We start from the raw sequence: 18,847 nt of genomic DNA, 5'->3' as shown, positions 1-18,847 counted from the left end.
CGGTCCGATATCCGCTCACTCGCAGGCGCCTTGACCTGCCCCACCCTCGCCACACCACAACCAACGAGACACCGACCACAAAGTCACCGGCATTGCGCCTAGGGCCTGTCCGGCGGATCAGGCGCGAGCGTGGTCCGCCGAATGCCCAGAGCGACTCAGGCCTGCGAGAACTGAGCGACGTACTCAGCGAACGCCGGGATGCCGACTTCTGCACGGCGCTCGTCCATGTGCTCGGGATCCTCGCAGGGCCACGGGATCGGCGAGCCGTCCTTCACGCCGGCGATCTGCGTGCCGTAGATCTGCTTCTGCCCTTCGTTCACAAGCGTGCGATCACGCAGGAAGGCGAGATCGCGCGGGCTGGCAGCACCGCTGGCCACCGCCTGCTCCATCAGCCCCAGCGCGCGCCGCTGAATGTCGAGCTGACGGTCGGCGTGCTGCGCGATCAGCCACGCAGCCCGAGCGGCGTCCTCGCCGACCAGCTCCGCGGTCGGCCACCCGTGCGCGTCCATGATCTCGCCGAGACGATCCGCGTGCTGCGCGGTCAAGCGGCGCCACGCCAACTGCTCCGCCGGGTCATCGCTGTTCGCCTGGCGCGCGGCCTGGTGATCTGCCGCAACCATGGCAGTGAGCTCTGCGGCCACTGCGGCGATGTCGGATGCCATCCCTACTCCACGTCAGATCGAGGTTTTCGCTGGTCATCCGCAACCTTAGGTGCGCAAATCACGACAAAATCTCCTCCCGGAGGACGGTGACAGACGCGTCCGAATGTTGGGATACTTGATCTATCCGCGGATCCGGAGCCGGATCGACGCAACACCGACAGTCCCGTGAAAGACGTAGGCGCGCTTCTCATAGCGCGCCGCGACGGCGCGGAAGTGCTTCAGTCGATCCACTGGCCCGGCGTGATCAGTAGGGCCAGCGGCCGGCAGCCGCCTTCCCCCGCCAGGTGGACTTTGCCCAGGTCGTCTGCGGACCAGCGCCGATGCCGCTCGTAAACGGTCTTCCAGCTCCCGAAACGCTCGGGCAGATCACGCCAGGGCACTCCCGTTCGGACGTGGTCGTGGCGGTTGGATGTGCGGTGACGTCCCTTCGACCGCTGGAGGCACGGTGGCTGGGTCTGTCATCAAACCCAGGCACTGCACCGCTACCTGCGCCGGCGCAACGCCAACGCCCGCCACCCCGACGTACTCGCCGCCCACCGCAAGGAACGCGCCCGCATCCGCGGCGAGAAGGGCATCCGCTGGGGCGGACGCCCCCTCGACGCCGCAGCCTGACCGACCGCGAACTGCGGCCCCGGAGTGCCGAAAGGGACAGGTTCACGAGAAGGACAGCGGCAGAAGGACGGCTCAGGAGGCGGACGGCTCGATCTCCCCCGCGAAGACGATGACCTGGTCGATGAGGCTCCGCCGCAGATGGACGACGTCCGTTCCCGCCAGGCGGGGGCCCCCATCCGGCGTGGTGAAGACCCACTGGTACCGGGCCCACTCGCCAGGCATGTCCACCGCTGAGCAGCGCGCCATCGTGCCGGCCCCCGCCGGGTGGCGCCGGATGTCCAGCACGAACTGCTCGACCGCCGCGATTCCTTCGCTGCGCCCCAACGGCCCCCAGAAGACCACGTCTGAGGTCAGGGCCTGGGAGAGCAGGGCAGTCACATAGCTGTCGTCCGAGGCGTTGAACGCGGAGATGAACGTGTCGATCGCGGAGCGTGCCGTCTCTTCCTGCATGCCCCAGTAATACCAGCCGTTGCGCGTGCGCTCGCCCCGCGAGCCGCCTTCCGATCACGTCGGACCATCCCGGTCACAGCACTGGACACACCACAGCGCAGGAAGTCGGCCAGCCCGACTTCCTGCGCCGAACAACCAACGGAGCCCCAGATGACCGGCACCAACTGGCAAAAGTCCAGCTACAGCGCCGCGAACAACGAGTGCGTGGAGATCCGCACCGCCGACGGTCTGGTCGAACTCCGCGAGTCCGACCAGGGCCACCTCACCCTCCCCACCACCCCCGCCCACTTCGCCGCCTTCCTCCAGGCCGCCAAAGCCGGCGAGTTCGACCACCACGTCTAGATGAATGAGTCCAAGGGATCCGGGTTGGCCGCAACGAGGCTGACTGCGCCTGCTCAGTCCAGGCGCCGCCGGTAGTAGGAGATCGTGACGACCGCGAGCAGCGGCCCCCACAGCAGCAGTGGGGCGTAACAGGCGTCCATCACGACGAGCGCCGCCCCGGTCGGGGCTCCCTGTGCGCCTCCGAAGCCGCCCGCCCGGGGGATCGTCAACAGCATCAGAACGGCCGCGCCGAGCAACGCCGGAATCACCGCCGCCAGCGGCGCGACACGCTTCCCTCCGATCAGCGGGATCCAGCCCGGCACCACCTCGCCCCAGGGCTTGACCAGCCCAAGGGTGAGCAATGTGAGCCCTTCGGTACCCAAGCTCATCGCGATGCACATGGCGCTGAACCAGCCGGGGATGTCCAATCCCGTGGTGTTGAATCCCACCGGCATGCCGACCCCCATCGCGATCCGCCAGATCCCGGACGGCACCGCGGTGAGTGCCGCAATGTGCGCGACTCGGACCACCCAACGGGCAGGAGACTGACTCTCGGAGGCCGCAGCGGCTGTCGGTGTCCCAAACGTGACCATGGCCCCATGCTGTCCCGCGGTCCGCCCCGCCGAATCATGCGCAAGGTCCAACTCAAATCCCCCGCAGGGGGGATGGAGAACCTCGGCTTCGACCGGACAGTCGCCGACACCCGACTGACCGCACGCCAACCGAGTCCAAGGGATCGTCTGCGGAGATGGCGCGAGGGCGTCCAATGTAGGTGTGCGAAGGCAGAATTGGACACCCTCGCAACGGCGCTCCACGTAAGGATCGACGACCAGCTGAAGGCTTCGCCGGACTTCCGCCGCCTGTTCCCGCACCTGCCCCAGCAGTCCGGGTACAACAAGCGGCTCCGCAACGCATCCGAGCTGATCAAGCACATGATCTGGGCGGACTGCCGGTCCTGTTCGCACTCACCCGCGCGAAGTCCGACGAACGCGAGTCCCTGCACGGCATGCTCGATGCCGCACCCGACGTCGTCGCCGCCCATCCGAGGCAGACGATCATCGGCGACAAGAACTACTACGGCCACGACTTCGAGCACGACCTCACCGAGCGTCACCTGGCGTGTGTCCTGGCGCTCACCGCCGCGATCTGGTTCAACGACAAGACCGGCCAACCCGTCAAGCGATCCCTGATCGCCTTCGATCACGCAGGAAGTCGGCCAGCCCGACTTCCTGCGCCGAACAACCAACGGAGCCCCGGATGGCGCGGGCGAGGCGGCCTCACCCCGGCGGGTGAGGCCGCCGTGCGCATCACCAGGGCACTACGCCGGCGTCCTCGAAGAACTGGCCGGTCGGGCCGTCGTCGGGCAGGGTCGCGAGCTTGATCGCGATCGCCGCGCCCTGTTCGGGGGTGCGCACGCCGCGGAAGCCGTTGAGGTCGGTCGCGACGTAGCCGGGGCAGCCGGCGTTGATCAGGATGTTCGTGCCGCTCAACTCCCGGGCGTACTGGAGGGTGACGGCGTTCAGGAACGTCTTCGACGGCGCGTACGCCACGGCCACCGGACCCGCCGTCTGCTCGGCAGCGGCTCCTGACTGGCGGGTGAGGGAGCCGACGCTGCTGGACATGTTCACGATCCGCGGTGAGGCGGAGCGGCGCAGCAGCGGCATCATCGCGTTGGTGACGCGGATGACGCCGATCACGTTGGTCTCCACGACCGTCCGGATGGTGGCGGGGTCGACCCGGGTGGGCTCCTGCGGCATGCCGCCGGTGATGGCGGCGTTGTTGACGAGCACGTCGAGGCGCCCGGCCCGTTCCTCGATCAGCCGGGCGGCGGCGGTCGCGCTCGCGTCGTCGGTCACGTCCAGCGGTACGCCGAACGCGTCGACGCCGGCGGCGCGCAGCCTCTCCACCGCGGCCTCACGGCGCTGGTCGTCGCGGGCGCCGACGCCGACGCTCCAGCCGAGGGCGCCCAGGCCCGCGGCGATCTCGTAGCCGATTCCCTTGTTCGCGCCGGTGACCAGCGCAGTCGTTCGTTCGCTCATGGGGCCATGCTGCCGCCGGCCCCCGGTCGGGGTCCAAGACCGATCGGGTGGGAATCGATACCGTCTGGGTATTGATCCGGAGTACCGTGGCCGGATGGAGACCCGGGAACTGCGCTACTTCGTCGCCGTCGCTGAAGAGCTGCACTTCGGGCGCGCCGCGCAGCGCCTCGGGATCGCGCAACCGCCGCTGTCGCGGGCGATCCAGCAGCTCGAACGACGGCTCGGGGCAGCGCTGCTGGATCGGACCAGCCGCACCGTCACGCTGACGGAGGCCGGCTCGGTCCTGCTGGTCGAGGGCCGGGCTGCCCTGGAGGCGGTCGACGCCGCCGAGCGTCGGACCCGCCGCGCCGCCGCTTCCCCCACCGGCCGCCCCGGCCTGGTCCTGGTCACGAAAGCCAGCGCGTCCAGCGAACTGCTGGCGGAACTCCTCGGCGCGTACGCCGCCGAACCCGGCGCGGTCCCCGTCGACGTCATCCTGTGCGGCCCGGCCGAGCAGGCACGATTTCTGCTCGAAGGCCGGGCCGACGTGGCGCTGCTGCACCGGCCGTTCGACTCGACGGCCAGGCTCCACACCGAAGAACTCGGCACGGAGGGCCAGGTGGTGGTCCTGCCGGCCGGGCATCCGCTCACCGTCCGGGCCCATGTGCACATGGCCGACATCACCGGGCTGCCGGGCCTGCCCCTGCCACGCTGGCCCAACCCCGACGGCACCTACCCACCCGGCCCCGGCCCCCAGGTCCGCGACCACGCGCAGCTGTTGCAGCTCGTCGCGCTCGGCCGGGCTTGCGCGGTCTCACCGGAGTCGTGCCGAGCCCGACTGCACGGTGACCTCGCGGCCGTGCCCGTGCTGGACGCGCCGAAGGTCACCACCGTGATCGCCTGGCCACCTCACAGCCGGTCCAGGGCCGTCGCCGACTTCGTCCGGACGGCGACACGTCTCCGGTAGTTCCGACCTGCCCGGCCGGGTTCCACCTGTCGTGGCCCGGCTCGACCGTCACCGGACATCGCCGTCACGACCAGCGGAAGTCCCAGCCGGTGGAACTCCCGTGCGACCGTGGGCGATCGCCGAGGACCAGGGGTGAAGGCAGCCGCCTCCGCGACGCCTGTCGAAGTTGCGTTTTCCCCGGCCCAAGTGGCCTCTTGCACCGGCCATTGCGGGGGCCCCGAACAGGTGACGGATCGCGAGACGCCCCACGCGCAGGAAGTCGGCCGGCCCGACTTCCTGCGCCGAACAACCAACGGGGAACAACCCACCACCCGCCGCCAAGCAGCCGAAGCCGGCGAGTTCGACCACCGCTCCCCAGTGCCGCTCACGCGCCGCCCGCCGCGGGATCAGGCGCTGCCCGCCTTCTCCTCGACCAGGACGGCGCCGGAAGCCGCTCCGGTCTTGCGCAGCGGAAGTTTGGACCAGCGGAACGGAGCCAGCAGCAGGCCGAGGTAGGAGTCCGGCAGCCGGACCTGGTCGGCCAGGCCGATGTCCTCGGGCGGCATCCGGTCAGCGGGCAGGTAGAAGGTCCCGAACAGCAGATCCCACAGGACGACCTTGCCGCCGAAGTTCTTGTTGGCTTCGCGCAGGTCCCTGGAGTGGTGCCAACGGTGCCCTTCCGGTCCGGGCACCAGGTAGTTCAGCGGGCCCAGACGGACGTCCATGTTGGAGTGCATGGTGACGCCGTGGCAGTTGTAGAAGGTGAGGAGGATGATCAGGCCGGAGAGGCTGTGCAGCGTCCACCCGGTCAGGGCCAGCGGGAAGACGATCGCCACGTCGTCGAGGAAGAAGTCGATGGGGTGGAACCGGGCGGAGTTGAGCCAGTAGAGCCGCTCCGAGCTGTGGTGCACCGCGTGGAAGCGCCAGAAGACCCGCGAACCGTGAATCCAGCGATGCATCCAGTAGTAGAAGAACTCTCCCACCAGGAGCGCCAGCGCGGCCTGGGCGACGGGAGGCCAACTCGTCGGCCACAACGTGCTGTCCAGCTCTTCGGAAAGCAGGACGGATCCGGCGAACAGGACCGAGAGGAACAGCGGCTCGATCAGCCGGGCGACCACCAGCAGGGCCACCAGACTGGAGGTGGCGTCCGAGACGACGTCCTTGCGCGAGCGGTTCCAGCCCTCGTAGAACGGCTGGACCCGCTCCAGGACGGCCACGTACACCGAGGCGAACAGGGTGACCATCGGCACGATGGCCCACTGCGGGAACGAGGTGTCGACCAGGGTGATGGATGCCCCGAGTGTCAGCACCATGAGGATCGGATAGCTGAGATAGCGGATGGTGAAACGCAGGGTTCTCCGCGCGCCGCCGAGTTCTGTTTCCGTCGTTGATTTCATTCCTGATCTCCCCGTGGACTTCTTCGGACTTCTTCTGCACCCCTCCGCGCGGGACGGGCAGGTATCTACTGGCTTCCGGGGATCTGCTGCCATATCCGGACCGGCCCCAACGGCGAGAATCCGTTTGCCTCGGCAGCCGCCAGCTCCGCGTCCCGCTCGTACCCGACCAGGTCGATTCCCGGTGCCTCTTCGTGAGCACAGGAGATGAGACCGGCCCATGTCCGGGAAGATTCCCCCGAGGGTCCGAAGACGTTCGACACCCCCGCCACACCATGGCTCAGGTGGAGCACGGCTCCCGCCACCAGGCCGTCGCCCGAGAATCCCCCGAGGAAGATCACGCCGTCATCGAGCAGAAGGGTTTCGGGGAACGTGTTCACCGACGTGTCGCCGCCCGCCCATGCCCGCTCCCACGTCCGCAGCTCATCGGTGCCGGTGATACGCCGCCACCGCTGGTCGGCGCCGTCCCGTGACGCCACCTGCGCCGGGGCCGCGGCTGCGGCCGGCCGGTGGATCCACTCCGCCTCGATGAGAATGCGATAGTTCCCCGGGAGGAGGTCGGCGTTGGCGAAACTGTCCTTGACGAAAAGCGGCCCCAGCGGCGCCTCCCGCAGTACGTCGAGAACCTCCGAGCCGGACATCGACGGGCTCAGGATCACCAGGTTCGGGTAGTACGTGAGACTCTTCTTCAGATTCACCCACGCGACGTCGGAGATCTCTCCGGAGAACCCGTGCGCCCGACACATCGCCTCGCACCAGGACGAGTTGTTCCGGGCGGCGGCAAGCAGCATCGGCGCCACCGGAGGGGCGGCGGCCGGAGCCCGGCCATGGCCGAACCATCTCACCGGGAAGGCCGCGACCGAGCGAACGGATCGGCACCAACGGACCCACAACCTCGTAACGTCCACCAACTCCCTTTCGTCAAGGCCGACTCCGCAGCCGGCCGGCTTCCGCACCGCCGACCCTTCGAAAGGGATGGGCCCTGTCCGGGAAATCCCCTGACGACCCAGGCCGAGCGCCTTCAACGACCTTCTTGCACATCGGCGTTGCGCGGCGCTCCGCTATGATCACCCCTGCTCATGACCACGTCAAGATCCTTCCCGAGGGCACCTGCGACACCCGCACACGCCCGCCGGCGTCGACGCGTCCGTGGACCGGAAGCGCGGTCGGGCCGACAATTCCCGCGCGCACTCGCGGTTTCGTGCACCAGAATGCCCGCATGGAAACGGACACCGTGGCGGAACTGGTCACGCGGGCACTGTCGGCAATGCGCGCCATCACCGCCTCGGACGATCCGGACGACCACGACGGCTGGAACGAGTACTCACCGCTGCTGTGGCGGGCGGCCGCCGACGAGGCGGCGCTGCCGCTCGGCCTGGAGCTGATCGGTTCGACCGATCCGATCGAGCGCACAGCGGGCTGCGACCTGCTGCGCGACACCAGCTATCACCACGAGGCAACCCGCGCCGGGACGGCCACCGCACTGGTCGCCCTCGCGCAGCGGGAGACCGACGACCACGTGCTGCGGGCCCTGGCGCGCGCGATCGAGCAGACGCACGACCCGCGCGCCGTCCCCGTCCTCGTCGCCCTCGCCGGGCATCCTGACGCCGAGGTCCGCGAGGGGGTGGCCCGCTCGTTCGCGGAGGTCCTCACCGGCCTGCCGGACGGGCCGGACATCCACACCCTCATCAGGCTGACCCAGGACCAGAACCCGCACGTCCGCGACTGGGCGACGTTCACCCTCGGCGTCCAGTCCGCGGCGGACAGCCCCGCGATCCGGGCCGCGCTCTGGGCGCGGACGGCCGACGAGCACGACGAGACCCGCATGGAAGCGATCCACGGACTGGCCAGTCGGCACGACCCCCGCGTCGTCCCGCTCCTCGCCGAACTGATCGGCAGCCCCGAGGGCGCACACGCCCTCACGTTCAGCGCGGAGCCGATCACGGACGACCCCGAACTCCTGCCGCCCCTCCCGGAGTACGAGCCCGGAGACGACTGGACCACCGACGCCGTGAACGCCTGCAACCCGGTCCGGCGGGCCCGCCTCGACGCCTTCGCCTGGGAACTGGTCTGCACGCTCCACCGGCTCCGCCCCGACCTGGACGCCGCCGTCTCGATGGAACGCTGCGGCTGGGGCCGCTCCCTCGACATCCACGCCGCCTCGGAGCCGACGGGCTACGACATCGAGGCGCTGCTCACCCGCGCGGACGGCGACCCCGCGCGCGCTGCCGAACTGGTCTCGACCGACCTGCCGAGAATCCAGCCCGACTGACACCTCGCCCCTTTCGGGAGCCGAGACTTCGGGTCTAGCCCTTGGTGCCCCTGCCGCTCAGGAGGTCCGCGATGCGCGCGTCGACCTGCTCACGGTCGTAGCCCCGCCGCACGATCTCGAACGCCGGCGGGGGTGGCGGCGAACCGGCTTCGGACAGGGCCCTGAGATAGAGGTCGACCTGCTGGCGTTCGTAACCACGCCGCACCAAGTCGAAGCCACGGAACTCTGGCGATGCTGACACTTCGCGGGTCCTCCAACCTTCGGTATCCACGTTCGTCGTCATGACACGGGCTACAGCAACCCCGCTGCGGCCACCGGTGATCACCGGCGTGGCCGCGGCTCCCACCCTAGACTCTGCCCACCGACAGGTGGCGCCCGATGTCCTGATGCCCCGAACTCCACCTCCGCCACCGGAAGCCGGTTGACGGGTCATCCGGCATTCGGGTTCATCCGAAAACCCACCGGCCGGGGTGGCGTAAAAAGGCGTCAAGACTCTCGATCTCGCCATATGGATTCCGTATGGAGTCGCGGGGCGGAGGATTCCGATGTCTACGATCCATCTTTGCCGAGTAGAAAGATGGATCTGACATGAAACCCCTGTCCCGCCTCAAACGCGCTCTGGCCTGCGGAATCGCCGCAGTCGCCGGGGTCGCCGGCCTGACCGTGCAGGCCCAGGCCGCGGAGTCACCCCTCCACGCGGACAAGACCTGCGGAACCCCGGCCTCGGTGGGCGGCGGCAACTGCATGACCGCGCTGATCGGCTCCGCCTTCGACACGATCAGGCTCATGCGCAACGCCGCCAACCTCAACAAGCTGGACAACGCGGAGTTCACCCAGAGCACCGCGTCGAAGTTGAGCGCGAAGTTTCCCGGGTTCAACGTCATGGTGTTCAAGACCGTGGGCACCGACCTGTATGACACCGAGTGGTTCAAGAACGAGTACAAGTCCGACATGAAGGGGGTGTTGATCGACACCACCTACAAGCTCAACCATTTCATGGACAAGGAGAAGAAGGAGCCCTCCGGCTACGACATATTCCGGATCTGGGTCTTCCAGGGGGACTCGACCATCCGCAACCGCGGCGACGGCGGTTACATGAACTGGGCGTTCATCGGCAATGACGGCGACACCGTCAAGAAGGAGCCGTGGACCTGCCGGGCGGGCACCGCACGGCCCTACAAGTGCGACGGCGACGTGCGCACCATCCACTTCCCCGCGCGGTCCGGCTACGGCACCAGGACCGGCAGCCTGACCCCCGACTCCAGCCCCGGCTACCACGCCTGCCTGGACGTCAACGGCAACGGCAACGCGAACGGCACCCCCGTGCAGATGTGGGAGTGCAACGGCAGCGACGCCCAGAAGTGGACCTACAACGGGTACAAGCTCCAGGCCGCCAACGGCAAGTGCCTCGACCTGGAGGCCAACAAGACCGCGAACGGGACCAAGCTCCAGGTCTGGGACTGCCTGGAGATCCCCGGTCAGCGCTGGAACATGTCGGCCAGCGGCGGTTTCCGGCACATGGCGGACATGGACGACCGGTCCAAGGACGTCTGCATCGACGACTTCAACGGCCAGACCGCCAACGGCAGCACCGTGGCGGCCTGGGCCTGCGGCTCCGAGGACAAGCGGGACGCGCCCAACCAGAACTGGGCCTGGGGCGGCACCCCGCCGACCACCAACCCGCCCACGCCCGGCGGAGGCGGCGGCAGCAACGGCGCCGACGTGACCCTGAAGCTCGACAACGGCCTGGGTGCCGTCCCGGTCAACGGCTCCGCCGGCGCGTCGGTCGTCGCCGGGATCCGGGGTGGCAACGAGTCCAAGTGGAAGCTCACCCCGGTCGGCGGCGGTCGCTACCGGATCACCAGCTCGTACGGGCTGGAACTCACCGAGAACAGCAACTACATGGCCGAACTCCAGCCGTGGAGCAACTCCTCGAAGCAGAAGTGGGAGCTCGTCGGAGTCGGCAACGGCAAGTACCAGATCCGGATCTCCGACGACGACTGCCTCGCCCACGACGCCGACTTCAAGCAGCTCGGCGTGTGGACGTGCAAGTCGGGCTGGCAGCAGGCGTGGGTTCTGGAGTCCGCGTCCGGCGGCGTGATCACCCCGACCGATCCGACCAACCCGACGAAGCCGGACCCGAAGCCCAAGCCGGACCCCAAGCCGAAGCCGGACCCGAAGCCGGACACCAAGCCGACCGTCCCGACCGAGCGGCCGCTGTTCCTGAAGCTCTCCAACGGCCTGGGCGCCTCGGCCCCCACCGAGACCTCGACCTGGGGCGCCCCGATCGTGGGCGGGATCCTGGGGTACAAGGGGTCCACCTGGACGATCAAGCCGCTGGGCGGGGACCGCTACCGGATCGTCAACGACCTCGGGTACAACCTCACCGAGAACCCCGAGACCTACGTCGCCGAGCAGCAGGCGTGGGGCAACACCTCCAACCAGAAGTGGGAGTTCGTCGGCCTCGGCAACGGCAAGTACCGGATCCAGATCGGCGACGACGACTGCCTCACCCACGACTCCGACTTCAAGCAGCTCGGGGTGTGGAGCTGTGAGGGCGGCTGGAAGCAGGAGTGGTCCTTCCAACTCCTCTGACCGACCAGGCCAGGCCGGCCCGTATCAGGCCAGGCCGGAGTCACGGCGAAGGGCGCCGGCCGCACGGCCGGCGCCCTTCGCCGTTCTCAGCGGGCGCCCCGCCCGGAGGCGGCGTGGTAGCGCAGGCCGTCCATCAGGAGGTCGAGGAGGCGTTCCATCCGGGTGTGGTGCTCGGGGGTGGTCGCGGCCATGGACAGGCCGCTGAGGCTGAACAGCACGTCCTCCGGTTCGACGTCGGCGCGCAGCGCGCCCGACTCGGCCCCGGCCCGCAGGAGTTGGGTGATCGCGGCGGTCAGCATCGCGCGGCTGTGCGAGAAGGGGTCGCTGCCGGAGGCTATGAGCGCGCGCAGCGCGTCGGACATCCCGCGCTTGGTGGTCATGTAGCGGACGAAGCCGTCCATCCAGGCGCGCAGCGCGGCGTCGGGCCCCCTGCCGTCCAGCAGTTCCGCGGCGGAGTCGCACAGCTTGGCGAGTTCGCTGCGGTAGACCGCCTCGACGAGTTCCTCGCGGGTGGCGAAGTGCCGGTAGAGGGTGCCGATGCCCACGCCGGCCTCCTTGGCGATCGCCCCGAGCGTCGCGTCCGGCCCGTCCTGGGCGAAGGCCCGCGCGGCCACTTCGATCAGTCGGTCGCGGTTGCGGCGCGCGTCGGCGCGCAGCGGCCGGGGGTCGGCGGTGGTCACGGCTGGTCCTCCTCGGGTTGCAAACGGAGGATGCTCCGCTTAGCCTGGAGACATGCGGAGGGCCCTCCGGTTTCCACTCTACCGGCCGCCCCCTCCCGCGCACCCCCAGCTCCGGTCACCCAGCCAGACGGGAAGATCATGAACGCCAACACCCCGCGCCTCACCACCCCCTTCGGCGCCGAGTCCACCGCCGCCGAGGTCGTCTCCGGCACCGACCTGACCGGCCGCCGCGCCGTCGTCACCGGCGGCGCCTCCGGCATCGGCGTCGAGACCGCACGCGCCCTCGCCTCGGCGGGCGCGCAGGTCACCCTCGCGGTCCGCAACCTCGACGCCGGCGCCCGCACCGCCGAGGACATCACCGCGACCACCGGCAACAAGGACGTCCGGGTCGCGCCGCTGGACCTCGCCGACCAGGCCTCCGTCGCCGCGTTCGTCGCCGCCTGGGACGGGCCCCTGCACATCCTGGTCAACAACGCCGGCGTGATGGCCTCGCCCGAGCTCCGCACGCCGGAGGGCTGGGAGCTCCAGTTCGCCACCAACCACCTCGGGCACTTCGCGCTGGCCACCGGCCTGCACGCGGCCCTGGCCCGGGACGGCGGCGCCCGCGTGGTGTCCGTCAGCTCCAGCGCCCACCACCGCTCCCCGGTCGTCTTCGAGGACATCCACTTCCGCGAGCGCGCCTACGAGCCCTGGTCCGCCTACGGCCAGTCCAAGACCGCCAACGTCCTGTTCGCGGTCGAGGCCGCCAAGCGCTGGGCGGCGGACGGCATCACCGTCAACGCCCTGATGCCCGGCGGCATCCGGACCGCCCTCCAGCGCCACGTCTCCGAGGAGGAGCTCGACCGGCTGCGCGCCCAGGCCGCCAACGGCGCGGAGCTGCTGTGGAAGACCACCGAGCAGGGCGCGGCGACCTCCGTCCTGCTCGCGGCCTCACCGCTGCTGGCGGGCGTCAGCGGCCGCTACTTCGAGGACTGCAACGAAGCCGTCCGCGGCGAACTCAGCGCCCGCAGCGGCGTCGCCGACTACGCCCTCGACCCCGAGGCGGCCGCCCTGCTCTGGCAGGTCTCGCACGACACCCTGGGCAGCCGCGACTGACGGTCCGCGGCAGAACGCCCCGCGCTCCGCTCCCCCGACTCGCCGAGGGGAAGCGGAGCGCGGGGCGGGCCCGTTACCTGCGCGGTCCCGCCAGGGCGTAGGCCCCGGCGCCGGTCACCAGCAAGGCCACCGCGGCCCAGGTGGACGCCTCCGTGCCGGCCGGGTAGACCATCCAGCCGAGCGACTTCCCCACGACGTTGGGCGGCATCGGCGGGACGAGGACGGTGATCGCGAGCCAGCCGGTCGGCAGGGTCCAGGCGAGGTGCGCCCCGCACAGCACCACCCCGAGCCCGGCCAGGCCGACCAGGCCCGCGCTGTCCCGGACGACGACCTCGGTGGGGGCGAACTTCGGCCCCGCCGCCTGGACCGCCAGCAGCGCCGCACCGGCGACCGCGCCGATCAGCAGCGCGTGCGCCGCCCGGCGGGGCGCCCACCGGATCGCGGCCGTCCTGTCCAGTGCGGGGTCCTGCCCGCCGAGCCCGACGGAGCCGGCCGCCACGCCCGCGGCGAGCACGAAGTACGCGACCGGGTTGATCGAGTCCGCCGCATCCGCCGCACCCGTACCGCCGCCCCGGTTGAAGGCCCACACCACCAGCGCGATGAACGTGACCGCGGCGGCCGACGTGGGCACCTGCCGTGAACGCGCGTACAGCATCAGCCACCTCACTGCGACGCCTCCCCGGCCAGCTTCTGCATCTGCTTGTACCCCGCGCAGGAGAGGGCGGCGGCGTGCAGCTCGACGATCTGCGAGCGCTGCTCGGCCGGTGGCAGCGCCATCAGCTTCTGCCACGCGGCGTCGGCCTCCGCCCAGAGCTTGATCGCGTACGCGTCGGTGCCCTTCTCCTTCAGCGGTTGGAGCTGGGGGTCGTGGAGGGCCCAGCTCACGGCGAGGCTCTGGCCGAGGACGTCGTAGCTCCCCCCGCCCTCCCGGTCGTTGTCCGGGTAGCAGCTCGGTGCCAGGCCCCTGCCGATCAGCGCGCGGGTCAGCTTCTCACCTGTCGCGTCGGCGAGCATCCGATCGTTGAAGTCGACCAGCAGCACGTCTGCGGAGAGTTCGCGCGCCTCGGCGAGCTCGTGCAGCGCGGTGTCCTCGCGCACCGAGGTCGGCGCCTTGTCGCCCAGGACGTCGTGCAGCACGCGCATCGCGTCCTTGCTGCGCAACGCGAGCTCGGCCAGGCGCGAACGGCTCGCCTGCGTCACGCACACCGGCCCGTCGCACACCAGCGTCGCGGCGGCCTTGTCGACGACGTAGGTGTCGCGCGCAGCGGCCGGGATGACCAGCAGGGCCAGGGCCAGGCCGGCCAGGACGGGAGTCACCGCGAGCAGCCGGGCCCGGCGGGTCACGGCCACCAGCAGCGCGAAGCCGGTGGCGAGCAGGCCGAGCAGCCAGAGCGTCTGGCCGAGGTGGACGGAGCCGGCCAGGGTCAGCAGCATCTGCCGCGGCTCCGCGGTCGCCGGGTTCAGCTGGGCGAAGCGGTTCGACACCCTGCCCGTCGGTACCGCCCCTTCACTGTTCACGCGCAGGAGCAGGCCCGTCGCCACGAGGACGACCACCACCAGCGCCGGCGGGGTGAGGACGGAGGGCAGCGCCCGCGCGACACCCATGCCGAACACGGCGCCCGCGACCAGGGCCAGTACCGCCACCAGTGAGATCGGCAGCCACCCGAGGGGGGTGTAGGTGGTCGGACCGAGCGCCACCTGGATTCCGCCCGCCAGGACGAGCAGGCCGAAGCCCGCCGCCAGCGCGAGCGCGATCGCACCGGTCGGCAGCGCCGCACGGCGCCAGGCCGGCAGCGGCGTGGTCGACAACAGCTCGGTCATCCCCGAGCGGGGTTCGCGCAGCCCGTACACCGCCCCGATGCCGACCACGAACGGCCACCAGAAGGACAGCAGGGACCGGGTCCACATGGCCATGGTGGTCCACTGGGCCGTCCACCCCGCGGTGCCGTGCCACCAGAACGCGTCGAACGGGAAGAAGACCGCCAGGCTGCCGCCCAGGACGACGACTCCGGCCCACGGGGCGGCGGAGCGCTTCAGTTCGGTTCGCAGCACACGTCCGTTCACCAGGCGCTCCCCTGCTGCCCGGAGTTGCGGAGCAGCGCCGAGTAGCCGCGCTCCAGGGGGCTGTCGCCCGGGTGGTCGGGGCTGCCTGCCGCACCCAACTCGTCCGGCGTGCCCTGGAAGACGAGGCGGCCGTCGGCGAACAGCACCACGTCGGAGCAGGCGGCCGCGACGTCCTCGACCAGGTGGGTGGAGACGACCACGCAGGTGTCGCGGCCCAGGTCCTGCAACAGCTCGCGGAAGCGCAGCCGCTGCGCCGGGTCCAGGCCGGCCGTCGGCTCGTCCAGCAGCAGCACCGCGGGGGAGTTGACGATGGCCTGGGCGATGCCGGCCCGCCGCACCATGCCGCCGGACAGGGTCTTCATCCGGTGGTCGGCGCGGTCCGCCAGGCCCACCCGTTCCACGGCCCGTTGCACGGCCCCGGGGATGTCCGCCTTCGGCACCTCCTTCAGCCAGGCCATGTACTCGACGAACTCGCGCACCGTGAAGCGCTTGTAGTAGCCGAAGTCCTGCGGCAGGTAGCCGATCTGGCGGCGCAGGGCCCGGTGGTCGCCCACCCTGCCCCCCAGGGAGGTGCCGAGCATCTCCAGTTCGCCCTCGGTGGGGCGCAGCACGGTGGCCAGCGTCCGGATCAGGGTGGTCTTGCCCGCCCCGTTGGGCCCGAGGAGCCCGTGGGCGCCGATGCCCAGGGACAGGTCGAGCCCGTCGACGGCCATCTTGCTCCGTCCGACGCGCACCCTCAGGCTGCTGGCCCGGATCTCCCAGGCGTAGGTCTTCGGCGCGGTGTCGGCCGCGCTCGCCGTATACGTCATGCGATGGTCCCTTTCCAGGGTGGACATGGGTTTCACAGCGTTGAGTACGCGTCCCTGCGGGTGATCACGGCGCAGATGCCGAGCGCGAGGAGCAGCCCCCACGCGGGCAACTGGTCGCGGTGCAGGGCGAGTTCGAGGACGGCGGGGATGCGGCCGGTGACGAACGCGGGCACCACGACGGCGGCGCCCCACCCGGCCACCAGCCCCACGGCGGCGCGGGTCACGCCGACCACGCTGCCCAGCGCCAGGGCGGTGGAGGTGAAGGCCAGGGAGGGCAGCAGCCACTGCGCGACCGTCGTGTTCCCGGTCAGCCATCCCCCCAGCAGGAGCCCGGGCACGACCACCACGAGGACCGCGGTGGTGCGCCTGAGCAGCAGGGCCAGGCCGGCCCGGGCGGTCGAGGCGGTCAGTTCGTGCGCCGGGTCCAGACCGCGCGACCACGACGCGGCGACACCGCACAGCGGCAGCACGGGCGCGATCAGCGCCACCATCGAGGCGCCGCCGAAGACCTTCGCCGGCGCGGCCACGTCCAGCAGCAGCGCCACCAGGGTGACGACGGCGGTCATCGCCAGCCACGGGGTCATGGCCGGTGTCAGCCAGGCCGACACCCACGTCGGGCGGTGCCGCCGTCGGGGCGCCCCGACGGCCACGCCCAACTGCGCGTCCAGACCGGCCCGGACGGTGTCGACGAGCGCGGCGACGCCGGGCGCCTCGGTGGCCACGGAGGCCGCCAGCAGGCTCCGGCACGGCGCGCACGTCTCCAGGTGGGCCTCCAGCGCCCACACCGTGTCCGCGGCCATCGCCGTGTCACCACGCGCGTAGTCGTCGATCAGCCGCCTCGACGCGTGTTCCGCGTTCATGCCAGCGCCTCCCGCATCGCGATCCGGGCCCGGCGGGCACGGGTCTTGACCGTGCCTTCGGGCAGTCTGAGCAGGACGGCGGTCTCCCGGACGGAGAGCCCGTCGAGCACCGTCGCCTGTAGTACGTCTCGGAGTTCCGGCGCCAGCCGCCGCAGGGCGTCGCCCACGTCGCCGCCGACGGTCCCGGCGAGCGCCTCCTCCTCCGCCGCGGGCACCACGGCCCGCTCGGCGGCGGCGGCCGGCGGTTCGGCGTGGTGGGCACGACGGCGGAAGGCGTCGACGAGGCGGCGCGCCGCGATCGTCCACAGCCACCCGACGGCCGTCCCGCCGACGGCGCTCCCGGCGAACGCGCCGGCCGCGCGCCACACCGCCAGATAGGTCTCCTGCATGACCTCGGCGACGATCTGCTCGTCCGCGCAGCGACGGCGCAACCGCACCGCCAGCCACGGCGACGTGCGCCGGTACAGCTCGTCGAACGCCGCGCGGTCACTTCTGGCGATCAGCCGGACGAGGCGTTCCTCGTCCAGCTCGTCCAGTGCTCTCCTGCGTGATCTCACACCAGCCAGACGCCCGCGACCGCGCGCAGGTTCTGCGTTCGACGTGACCTGCGTCACATGAGAGCAGCGCAGGAAGTCGACCTACCCGACTTCCCGCGCTGCGGCCACCTCGACACCCTTCAGTCGGGCAGGTTCCCGTCGCCCCCCAGGTTGGCGACCATCCGACGCAGGACGTCGATCGTGGTCGCGAACTCGGCCGCGCCGATGCCCTCGTGCGTCTGCCGGTGCACCCGCAGATTGCGCTCCCGCGCCCGGAGGCGGCCGGCCTCCCCCGCCTCGGTCAGCGTCATGGCCCCCGCCTCCTCCGTCAGCCACCCCCGGGCGACGAGGTCGTCGAAGACGCCGCCGAAGTCGATCCCGAGGTCCTCGTACCTCGCCAGCCGCTCGACCAACGCCGCCCGGGTCCACCGGCCCGGATCTCCGGCCACGTGGTTGAGCGTCCACCAGTGCGGCTGCGTGAGGTCCTCCACCGCCAACTGCGCACGGAGGGCCCCGACCACCCGCCGGCACGCCTCACCGCTCCACGCGCCGATGGGCTGGGCGGCCAGCTCCTCCTGCGAGTACTCCCGGACTGCCATGTCCATTCGCCCCCTTCGAGCGATCACCGGAACACGGCCACCGTAGAACCTCAACCGCCCTTGAGATCAAGGCTGGTTCAGAAGGCGGCCGCCCGGATCAGGCACCTGTGGCGGCAGGCACCCCGGCGCCCTACCGGTCCTCGGCCGTCCGCGCCAGCAGCGCGATCTCGGCCGCCACCGCCTCCGGTTCGGCCGCGACGCTGACGTGGGCGACGCCGTCCAGCCCGGAATGCGTGCCGACCCGCACCGCCCGCTCGGCGTTGCGCAACAGGTCGAAGTCGTTGATGTCGTTGCCGAAGGCCGCGTACGCGCCGATGCCCATCGACGTCAGGGCCTCCCACTTCGTCGTGGAACCGGGCGCGAAGTCGATGATCGCCTCGTCGAGGTGGTGGTTCACCATCAGCCCGAGCCCCCGGCCGGCCTCGGCGAGTTCCGCCATGTCCGACGCCTCGACGACCAGGAACTTCACCACCTCGGGCAGCTCGGCCAGCTCCACCCGGCTCGCCAGGCCGCCCTGGTCGACGCGGCCCCGGATCGGGTGGTCCACCGGCCCGGTGTACGCGTAGTCCCAGGGCCCGTCCGCGAGATAGCCCGCCTCGTAGCGCGCGACCGCCGCCATCAGCCCGCCCAGCACCGCCGGTTCGAACACGGCCCGGGCCCGCACCTGCCCGTCGACCGACACCAGGCTCCCGTTCCCGCCGATCAGCATCGCGGCCGGGAAGGCGCCGTCGAGCACCGGCAGCATGTCCCGAACCGGCCTGGCCGACGCGAAGACCACCCGGTACCCGGCCCGCTCGCACTCCCCGATCGCCGTCAGGATCCGACCGTCGATCGTCCGCCCGTCGAAGCAGAGCGTGCCGTCGAGATCGAAAACCACCGTGCGGGTGCGAAGGTTGACCATTCCCGGATGATATCCGTCCGTTCGGAGCCCGCG

General features: G+C 70.7%; 20 protein-coding genes and 2 pseudogenes. 6 read left to right on the top strand and 16 right to left on the bottom strand.

Annotated elements, in window-relative coordinates; genetic code table 11:
- Positions 1-155: 155 nt before the first annotated feature.
- Together ACIP37_RS09250 and ACIP37_RS09245 are read right to left on the bottom strand one after the other, a co-directional pair.
- On the bottom strand, positions 156-662 hold the full coding sequence (locus ACIP37_RS09250; RefSeq protein ID WP_363582861.1) for a DUF6624 domain-containing protein: 507 nt from the start codon (positions 660-662) through the stop codon (positions 156-158).
- A 296-nt stretch (positions 663-958) separates the two neighbouring features.
- Positions 959-1,048, bottom strand: a pseudogene (locus ACIP37_RS09245) (transposase); the annotation flags it as partial.
- A 76-nt stretch (positions 1,049-1,124) separates the two neighbouring features.
- Between ACIP37_RS09245 and ACIP37_RS09240 the strand changes: the two are divergent.
- A pseudogene (locus ACIP37_RS09240) lies at positions 1,125-1,274 on the top strand (IS630 family transposase); the annotation flags it as partial.
- Between the two features lie 72 nt (positions 1,275-1,346).
- On the opposite strand, the gene ACIP37_RS09235 reads toward ACIP37_RS09240, so the two are convergent.
- Positions 1,347-1,724 carry a nuclear transport factor 2 family protein gene (locus ACIP37_RS09235; protein WP_363582862.1) on the bottom strand — a complete coding sequence of 126 codons (378 nt, stop codon included), beginning with the start codon at positions 1,722-1,724 and terminating at the stop codon, positions 1,347-1,349.
- 150 nt (positions 1,725-1,874) lie between these two features.
- On the opposite strand from ACIP37_RS09235, the gene ACIP37_RS09230 reads away from it, so the two are divergent.
- Positions 1,875-2,066, top strand: a complete 192-nt coding sequence (locus ACIP37_RS09230; RefSeq protein WP_363628755.1) for a DUF397 domain-containing protein — start codon at positions 1,875-1,877, stop codon at positions 2,064-2,066.
- A gap of 53 nt (positions 2,067-2,119) precedes the next feature.
- Here ACIP37_RS09230 and ACIP37_RS09225 read toward each other — a convergent pair whose 3' ends face one another.
- Positions 2,120-2,575, bottom strand: coding sequence for a hypothetical protein (locus ACIP37_RS09225; RefSeq protein ID WP_400805688.1), 456 nt, complete (start codon positions 2,573-2,575; stop codon positions 2,120-2,122).
- 777 nt (positions 2,576-3,352) lie between these two features.
- The gene (locus tag ACIP37_RS09220; RefSeq protein ID WP_363582868.1) at positions 3,353-4,084 is read right to left on the bottom strand and encodes an SDR family NAD(P)-dependent oxidoreductase; all 732 of its coding nucleotides are present in this window, start codon (positions 4,082-4,084) and stop codon (positions 3,353-3,355) included.
- 94 nt (positions 4,085-4,178) lie between these two features.
- Between ACIP37_RS09220 and ACIP37_RS09215 the strand changes: the two genes are divergently transcribed.
- Entirely contained in the window at positions 4,179-5,030 is an 852-nt protein-coding gene (locus ACIP37_RS09215; protein ID WP_400805686.1) for a LysR family transcriptional regulator, read from the top strand.
- Positions 5,031-5,416: 386 nt separating this feature from the next.
- Here the strand turns inward: ACIP37_RS09215 and ACIP37_RS09210 are convergent, their stop codons facing one another.
- Together ACIP37_RS09210 and ACIP37_RS09205 are read right to left on the bottom strand one after the other, a co-directional pair.
- Entirely contained in the window at positions 5,417-6,406 is a 990-nt protein-coding gene (locus ACIP37_RS09210) for a sterol desaturase family protein (protein WP_400805685.1), read from the bottom strand.
- A 65-nt stretch (positions 6,407-6,471) separates the two neighbouring features.
- Positions 6,472-7,194 carry a hypothetical protein gene (locus tag ACIP37_RS09205; RefSeq protein ID WP_400805684.1) on the bottom strand — a complete coding sequence of 241 codons (723 nt, stop codon included), beginning with the start codon at positions 7,192-7,194 and terminating at the stop codon, positions 6,472-6,474.
- 428 nt (positions 7,195-7,622) lie between these two features.
- On the opposite strand from ACIP37_RS09205, the gene ACIP37_RS09200 reads away from it, so the two are divergent.
- Positions 7,623-8,675 (top strand): HEAT repeat domain-containing protein, encoded by a 1,053-nt coding sequence (locus tag ACIP37_RS09200; RefSeq protein ID WP_363582876.1) that lies wholly within the window; start codon positions 7,623-7,625, stop codon positions 8,673-8,675.
- 34 nt (positions 8,676-8,709) lie between these two features.
- Here ACIP37_RS09200 and ACIP37_RS09195 read toward each other — a convergent pair whose 3' ends face one another.
- Positions 8,710-8,958, bottom strand: coding sequence for a hypothetical protein (locus ACIP37_RS09195; RefSeq protein WP_363582878.1), 249 nt, complete (start codon positions 8,956-8,958; stop codon positions 8,710-8,712).
- A 305-nt stretch (positions 8,959-9,263) separates the two neighbouring features.
- Between ACIP37_RS09195 and ACIP37_RS09190 the strand changes: the two genes are divergently transcribed.
- Positions 9,264-11,270 carry a ricin-type beta-trefoil lectin domain protein gene (locus ACIP37_RS09190; RefSeq protein ID WP_363628761.1) on the top strand — a complete coding sequence of 669 codons (2,007 nt, stop codon included), beginning with the start codon at positions 9,264-9,266 and terminating at the stop codon, positions 11,268-11,270.
- Positions 11,271-11,356: 86 nt separating this feature from the next.
- Here ACIP37_RS09190 and ACIP37_RS09185 read toward each other — a convergent pair whose 3' ends face one another.
- Complete coding sequence (locus ACIP37_RS09185; RefSeq protein WP_363628763.1) at positions 11,357-11,950, bottom strand: TetR family transcriptional regulator; 594 nt, start codon at positions 11,948-11,950, stop codon at positions 11,357-11,359.
- A 138-nt stretch (positions 11,951-12,088) separates the two neighbouring features.
- On the opposite strand from ACIP37_RS09185, the gene ACIP37_RS09180 reads away from it, so the two are divergent.
- Entirely contained in the window at positions 12,089-13,045 is a 957-nt protein-coding gene (locus ACIP37_RS09180; protein ID WP_363582884.1) for an SDR family NAD(P)-dependent oxidoreductase, read from the top strand.
- A gap of 73 nt (positions 13,046-13,118) precedes the next feature.
- Here the strand turns inward: ACIP37_RS09180 and ACIP37_RS09175 are convergent, their stop codons facing one another.
- The 7 genes from ACIP37_RS09175 to ACIP37_RS09145 all read right to left on the bottom strand — a co-directional run bounded on the left by ACIP37_RS09175 (position 13,119) and on the right by ACIP37_RS09145 (position 18,814).
- Positions 13,119-13,712 (bottom strand): hypothetical protein, encoded by a 594-nt coding sequence (locus tag ACIP37_RS09175; RefSeq protein ID WP_363582886.1) that lies wholly within the window; start codon positions 13,710-13,712, stop codon positions 13,119-13,121.
- On the bottom strand, positions 13,709-15,109 hold the full coding sequence (locus ACIP37_RS09170) for a hypothetical protein (RefSeq protein WP_363582888.1): 1,401 nt from the start codon (positions 15,107-15,109) through the stop codon (positions 13,709-13,711). Before ACIP37_RS09170 ends, ACIP37_RS09175 begins: the two co-directional genes overlap by 4 nt.
- Positions 15,106-15,918 carry an ABC transporter ATP-binding protein gene (locus ACIP37_RS09165; protein ID WP_400805680.1) on the bottom strand — a complete coding sequence of 271 codons (813 nt, stop codon included), beginning with the start codon at positions 15,916-15,918 and terminating at the stop codon, positions 15,106-15,108. The genes ACIP37_RS09170 and ACIP37_RS09165 overlap by 4 nt, the downstream gene beginning before the upstream one ends.
- Before the next feature lie 32 nt (positions 15,919-15,950).
- Entirely contained in the window at positions 15,951-16,778 is an 828-nt protein-coding gene (locus ACIP37_RS09160) for a zf-HC2 domain-containing protein (RefSeq protein WP_400805678.1), read from the bottom strand.
- On the bottom strand, positions 16,775-17,335 hold the full coding sequence (locus ACIP37_RS09155; RefSeq protein ID WP_350884320.1) for an RNA polymerase sigma factor: 561 nt from the start codon (positions 17,333-17,335) through the stop codon (positions 16,775-16,777). The genes ACIP37_RS09160 and ACIP37_RS09155 overlap by 4 nt, the downstream gene beginning before the upstream one ends.
- Positions 17,336-17,454: 119 nt before the next feature.
- Positions 17,455-17,919 (bottom strand): MarR family transcriptional regulator, encoded by a 465-nt coding sequence (locus ACIP37_RS09150; RefSeq protein ID WP_363582892.1) that lies wholly within the window; start codon positions 17,917-17,919, stop codon positions 17,455-17,457.
- A gap of 124 nt (positions 17,920-18,043) precedes the next feature.
- Positions 18,044-18,814, bottom strand: coding sequence for an HAD family hydrolase (locus ACIP37_RS09145; protein WP_363582894.1), 771 nt, complete (start codon positions 18,812-18,814; stop codon positions 18,044-18,046).
- Positions 18,815-18,847 lie beyond the last annotated feature (33 nt).

Origin of the sequence: Kitasatospora sp. NPDC088861 (assembly GCF_044750105.1) — a bacterium.
In the GTDB taxonomy this organism is placed as follows: Bacteria; Actinomycetota; Actinomycetes; order Streptomycetales; family Streptomycetaceae; genus Kitasatospora.
Note: the sequence above shows the minus strand (reverse complement) of the source record. Positions and strands in the feature narration are given on the sequence as shown.

Excerpts from the sequence above, each read along its gene's own strand:
- ACIP37_RS09250 (WP_363582861.1), bottom strand. The coding sequence starts at position 662 with ATGGCATCCGACATCGCCGCAGTGGCCGCAGAGCTCACTGCCATGGTT.
- ACIP37_RS09235 (WP_363582862.1), bottom strand. The coding sequence starts at position 1,724 with ATGCAGGAAGAGACGGCACGCTCCGCGATCGACACGTTCATCTCCGCG.
- ACIP37_RS09230 (WP_363628755.1), top strand. The coding sequence starts at position 1,875 with ATGACCGGCACCAACTGGCAAAAGTCCAGCTACAGCGCCGCGAACAAC.
- ACIP37_RS09220 (WP_363582868.1), bottom strand. The coding sequence starts at position 4,084 with ATGAGCGAACGAACGACTGCGCTGGTCACCGGCGCGAACAAGGGAATC.
- ACIP37_RS09215 (WP_400805686.1), top strand. The coding sequence starts at position 4,179 with ATGGAGACCCGGGAACTGCGCTACTTCGTCGCCGTCGCTGAAGAGCTG.
- ACIP37_RS09210 (WP_400805685.1), bottom strand. The coding sequence starts at position 6,406 with ATGAAATCAACGACGGAAACAGAACTCGGCGGCGCGCGGAGAACCCTG.
- ACIP37_RS09205 (WP_400805684.1), bottom strand. The coding sequence starts at position 7,194 with ATGCTGCTTGCCGCCGCCCGGAACAACTCGTCCTGGTGCGAGGCGATG.
- ACIP37_RS09200 (WP_363582876.1), top strand. The coding sequence starts at position 7,623 with ATGGAAACGGACACCGTGGCGGAACTGGTCACGCGGGCACTGTCGGCA.
- ACIP37_RS09195 (WP_363582878.1), bottom strand. The coding sequence starts at position 8,958 with ATGACGACGAACGTGGATACCGAAGGTTGGAGGACCCGCGAAGTGTCA.
- ACIP37_RS09190 (WP_363628761.1), top strand. The coding sequence starts at position 9,264 with ATGAAACCCCTGTCCCGCCTCAAACGCGCTCTGGCCTGCGGAATCGCC.
- ACIP37_RS09180 (WP_363582884.1), top strand. The coding sequence starts at position 12,089 with ATGAACGCCAACACCCCGCGCCTCACCACCCCCTTCGGCGCCGAGTCC.
- ACIP37_RS09165 (WP_400805680.1), bottom strand. The coding sequence starts at position 15,918 with ATGACGTATACGGCGAGCGCGGCCGACACCGCGCCGAAGACCTACGCC.
- ACIP37_RS09160 (WP_400805678.1), bottom strand. The coding sequence starts at position 16,778 with ATGAACGCGGAACACGCGTCGAGGCGGCTGATCGACGACTACGCGCGT.
- ACIP37_RS09150 (WP_363582892.1), bottom strand. The coding sequence starts at position 17,919 with ATGGACATGGCAGTCCGGGAGTACTCGCAGGAGGAGCTGGCCGCCCAG.
- ACIP37_RS09145 (WP_363582894.1), bottom strand. The coding sequence starts at position 18,814 with ATGGTCAACCTTCGCACCCGCACGGTGGTTTTCGATCTCGACGGCACG.